At 46.7% G+C, this 3951-nt stretch carries 6 protein-coding genes; all 6 read left to right on the top strand.

The genetic code is table 11. The features are described 5' to 3' along the window. The coding region (locus tag Q0338_RS10675; RefSeq protein ID WP_298086703.1) for an ATP-binding protein at positions 1–323 on the top strand (323 nt) is incomplete at its 5' end. A gap of 65 nt (positions 324–388) precedes the next feature. After that, positions 389–1117 (top strand): response regulator transcription factor, encoded by a 729-nt coding sequence (locus Q0338_RS10670; protein WP_298086702.1) that lies wholly within the window; start codon positions 389–391, stop codon positions 1115–1117. A gap of 160 nt (positions 1118–1277) precedes the next feature. Next, positions 1278–2204, top strand: a complete 927-nt coding sequence (locus tag Q0338_RS10665; RefSeq protein ID WP_298086701.1) for a Dyp-type peroxidase — start codon at positions 1278–1280, stop codon at positions 2202–2204. Between the two features lie 269 nt (positions 2205–2473). Further along, positions 2474–3052 (top strand): cytochrome C, encoded by a 579-nt coding sequence (locus tag Q0338_RS10660; RefSeq protein ID WP_298086700.1) that lies wholly within the window; start codon positions 2474–2476, stop codon positions 3050–3052. 121 nt (positions 3053–3173) lie between these two features. Beyond that, positions 3174–3332: a hypothetical protein gene (locus tag Q0338_RS10655; RefSeq protein WP_298086699.1), complete on the top strand. Its 159-nt coding sequence runs from the start codon at positions 3174–3176 to the stop codon at positions 3330–3332. A gap of 318 nt (positions 3333–3650) precedes the next feature. Further along, a partial coding sequence (locus Q0338_RS10650; protein WP_298086698.1) for a twin-arginine translocation signal domain-containing protein occupies positions 3651–3951 on the top strand: 301 nt, incomplete at its 3' end.

Genomic DNA, 3951 nt, shown 5'->3' with positions numbered 1-3951 from the left:
CTAGCTACGTGAGGCAGATCTTGCTCTCTTTGCTCTCAAACGCCAAGGACGCGCTGATTGAAAGCGGATGCGAAACGCCGCAAATTTTAATCGAGCTAAAGAGGGCCGGCGGGCTATTTTGCGTGAGCGTGAGCGATAACGGCGGCGGGGTAGAGGCTGACAGCGATAAAATTTTCGAGCTATTTTTCACGACGAAAAATACGGGCACCGGCACGGGGCTAAACGTAGCTAGGGAGCTTGCCGTAAAAAAGCTAGGCGGCTCGCTGGAGCTTGAAAGCGCGGCGAATCCGACTAAATTTACGCTATTTTTGGGCGAAATTTAGGCAAGGCTGTAAATTTGAAAATTAGTTTTAGGAATTAAGAACCACAAGTAAGAAACGAGGCTAGCGTGTATAGCAAAATAAAAAATATCTTAAACGGCGTAAATTTGCTCATCGTCGAGGACGACGAGAGCCTGCGCGAAAGCATCAAAATATCGGTCGAAAACTACGTGAGCGAGGTTTACGCCTGCGCAAACGCAAAAGAGGCGCTGGAAGTTTTTGAAGCAAAGGACGTAAATTTGGTGCTTTCCGATATCAACATGCCGCATATGAACGGGCTTGAGATGGCGGCTCGCATCAGGGGGCTGGATAAAGACGTGCCTATTATATTTCTTACTGCATACGGTAACGACGAAAACATGCTTAGCGCGATAGAGCTAGGTAGCTTTGGCGTGCTAAAAAAGCCGTTTGAAAAGCGCGAACTCATCATGGAAATGAGCTTTGCGGCGAACAAATTTAAAAACGATTTTGCCCAGGTCGATCTAAAAAACGGCTTTAAATTTAACGCCTTTAGCAGGCAGCTAACAAAGCACGGGGAGCCCGTGGCGCTAACGAAAAAAGAGCAAAATTTGCTCCATCTTTTTCTAAAAAATCAGGGCCGCGTCGTGAGCTTTGAGATGATCGAGTCGTGCGTCTGGCAGGACGGCAGTTGCACCGCCGACGCGATACGAAGCTTCGTGTATAAACTACGCAAAAAACTCTACCCCGAACTCATCCAAAACGCGCAGGGCAGCGGATATGCGCTTGTCCTAGCCGAGCAAAATCAACGAACCGTGAGTCAAACGAGCTATATCTGAGGCAAGACGGCTTAATCAAAAATCATAGTTTAATACAAAACTCGGCGATTATAATCCGTTTAAAATTTACGTTTTCTTAAAAGCGTAAATTTAGCATAAATTAAAATTTAAGTCGTAAAATGCGAATTGCTAATTTTAAAATCAACTTTAAGGAGAAAATATGCAAATAAATTCGCAAGAAGTAACGCAGGCGCCTGGAAATAACACCGTCTTTCAAACTTGGCTACTAAGCGGCGACGAAAACGCCTGTAAAAAAGGCTTTGAGAGGCTTTGCGCTTTGGTTGTAAATTTAAACAAAACGGCTAAAGTAAGGTTTGGCACGGAGGCGAACGTAAACTGCGTTATCGCCGTCGGATGCGACGCGTGGCTAAAGCTAGGACTCCCGCAACCGCTACCAAAAGAGCTTGTAAATTTTAAATCGATAAAAGGCGATAAGCACGAAGCCGTAAGCACCGCGGGCGATATCCACGTGCATATTAGGGCGCTTGATGCGGCGGATTGCTTTGATATGGCGCAAAATGTAAAGGCCGAACTTTTTAAATTTGCCAAGCTCGCAGACGAAACTCAGGGTTTTAAATACCACGACGGCAGGGCGATCATCGGCTTTGTAGACGGTACGGAAAATCCAAACGGCGAGGATAGAGATTATTTTGCCAAAGTCGGCGACGAGGACGCGAAATTTAAGGGCGGAAGCTACGTATTCGTGCAAAAATATAAACACAAAATGAGAGAGTGGAATGCAACTAGCGTGAGCGAGCAAGAAAAGGTCATCGGCCGCACGAAAGCAGACGACATCGAGATGAGCGAGGATGAAAAGCCTAGCAACTCGCACTCCGCCGCGGCAAACGTAGGCGACGATAAAAAAGTCGTTCGCGGAAATATGCCTTTTGTCGAGGGAAGCATAACGGGAACGTACTTTATCGCATACGCTAGCACATTTTCGACGGTTGAAGCGATGTTAAATAAGATGTTTATCGGCGAGCCGCGCGGTAACTCTGATAGATTGCTTGATTTTAGCACGCCGGTTACCGGAGCGCTCTTTTTTGCTCCTACTTTTGATATGCTCTCAAGCTATAGCGCGGAGTAGGATTTTTCGGCTCGCGAACCCTCCTAAATTTCGGGCGTTTTGCGGGCTACTGCTTTAAATTTTACTTTTAACAACCTTGCCGAATTCGCTTTTAAAATTTAAAACCGAGATTAGTATTTTTTCGTAAGCTTTTACCGTCGAATTTACAAATTTTGCTTGCAAATTTACGGCATGAACCGCGCAAATATAAAATCTTAATTTCATAAAATCATACTTTCATCATACTTTTCTTATATAATCCTTTTACATCTTAAATTTAAGGGAGCAAAATGAAAAAAATCCTACTATCAAGCTTGCTCGCCTGTTCGCTCTTTGCAGCGGGCGAGGTGTATAGCCCATCGGTAAAAGACGTTTACGCCGACGCAACGTCGCAAAAAAGCATAGGCAGGCTCTTGCCGACGAACGGGGTTAAAATTTTAGCCACGCAGGGCGACCGCGTGAAAATCTCCGTTAAAGGCTACCAAAATCCGGCCGTTAGCAACGTCGTTTACTTTAGCGACTCCGAGCGCGTCATCGCCGTGGCGTTTGCCAAAACCGCGACGCCTGAGATCAAGGTCGTAAAAAAGGGCGCTAACGGCAAATGGGACGAGGTCGAGACCGTGGTCTATGCGCAAAAAGACGGCTTTACGAGCGATCTAGGCGGGCTTTTTGCTAAGGGCGGCGAACTTTACAAAGAAAGCTGCGGAGCGTGCCATTCGCTACATCAAACCACGCACTACAAGGCAAATCAGTGGCCTAACCTGCTAAAATCGATGATCGCGCGAACGGCGATCGGCAAAGACGACGAGTGGCTGGTGATACAGTACTTGCAAAAGCACTCTGCCGACGTGAACGTGGCGAAAAAGTAAAAAGCGGCGCGTAAATTTGACGAGGATTTACGCCTAACGCGCCCGCAAATGGACGAGATTTGCGGGGAGCTAAATTTATGAAAGTCGCGGCGAGGAAGCTTGCCGAGACGTCAAATTTATAATGTTCGGCGAAAAGTTAAATTTAGCGCGTAAGACGAGATGCGCGCTAAATTTGAGCGGCTGCTTTGCGGCTAAACCGCGCAACGAGGCTTTGTTTTTTAGTCCGTCAAATTTGACGCTTTGGACGGGAGAGCGGTCAAATTTGAGCGTAAAAGCTTAAATTTGAGTCCGTGCTAAGGCGCGGCTCGTTGGCTGATAAAAAGCCGAATTAAAGTCGCTTTTAAAATAAGCGATGTGTTTTAGCCTTGCTTGCGTCTGCGACTTCGCAACTGCAAGCAGAATGGTGCAGGGAGCGCTTGCGCTTCCGCCCGTAAAGATCGGCTTTGCTGATCTGAGGAATCAAAAATAGCAAAAAATGTGTCGAATTTACGCCGCTTTCGAAAGAAGCGGTGTGCTTCAGGTGGGTGCAGGGAGTATTTATACTCCCGCTCGGAGGTCGGACTTTGTTCGACCGAGAAGTAAAAAATAGGAGAGAAAAATGAACCTACAAAGACGAAATGTATTAAAAGGCGGAGCGGCGCTTGCGGCGGCTCCTTTGTTTTCTAGCGTAACGGCGTCAAATTTACTCGGCGCCGAGCTAAATACGGCAAACGTACGTAACGGCGAGGTGCTAACGGCTGCTCACTGGGGCATGCTAAAAGTTAGCGTCAAAGACGGCAAGATCGTAAAATCAGAGCCGTTTCAAAAAACGAGCGAAGTGTATAATCCGCTACAACACTACACCGCCGACATGGTCTATAAATCACGCATTAAATACCCAATGGTGCGCAAAAGCTACC

Source organism: uncultured Campylobacter sp. (genome assembly GCF_938018145.1).
Lineage (GTDB): Bacteria > Campylobacterota > Campylobacteria > Campylobacterales > Campylobacteraceae > Campylobacter_A.
Note: the sequence above shows the minus strand (reverse complement) of the source record. Positions and strands in the feature narration are given on the sequence as shown.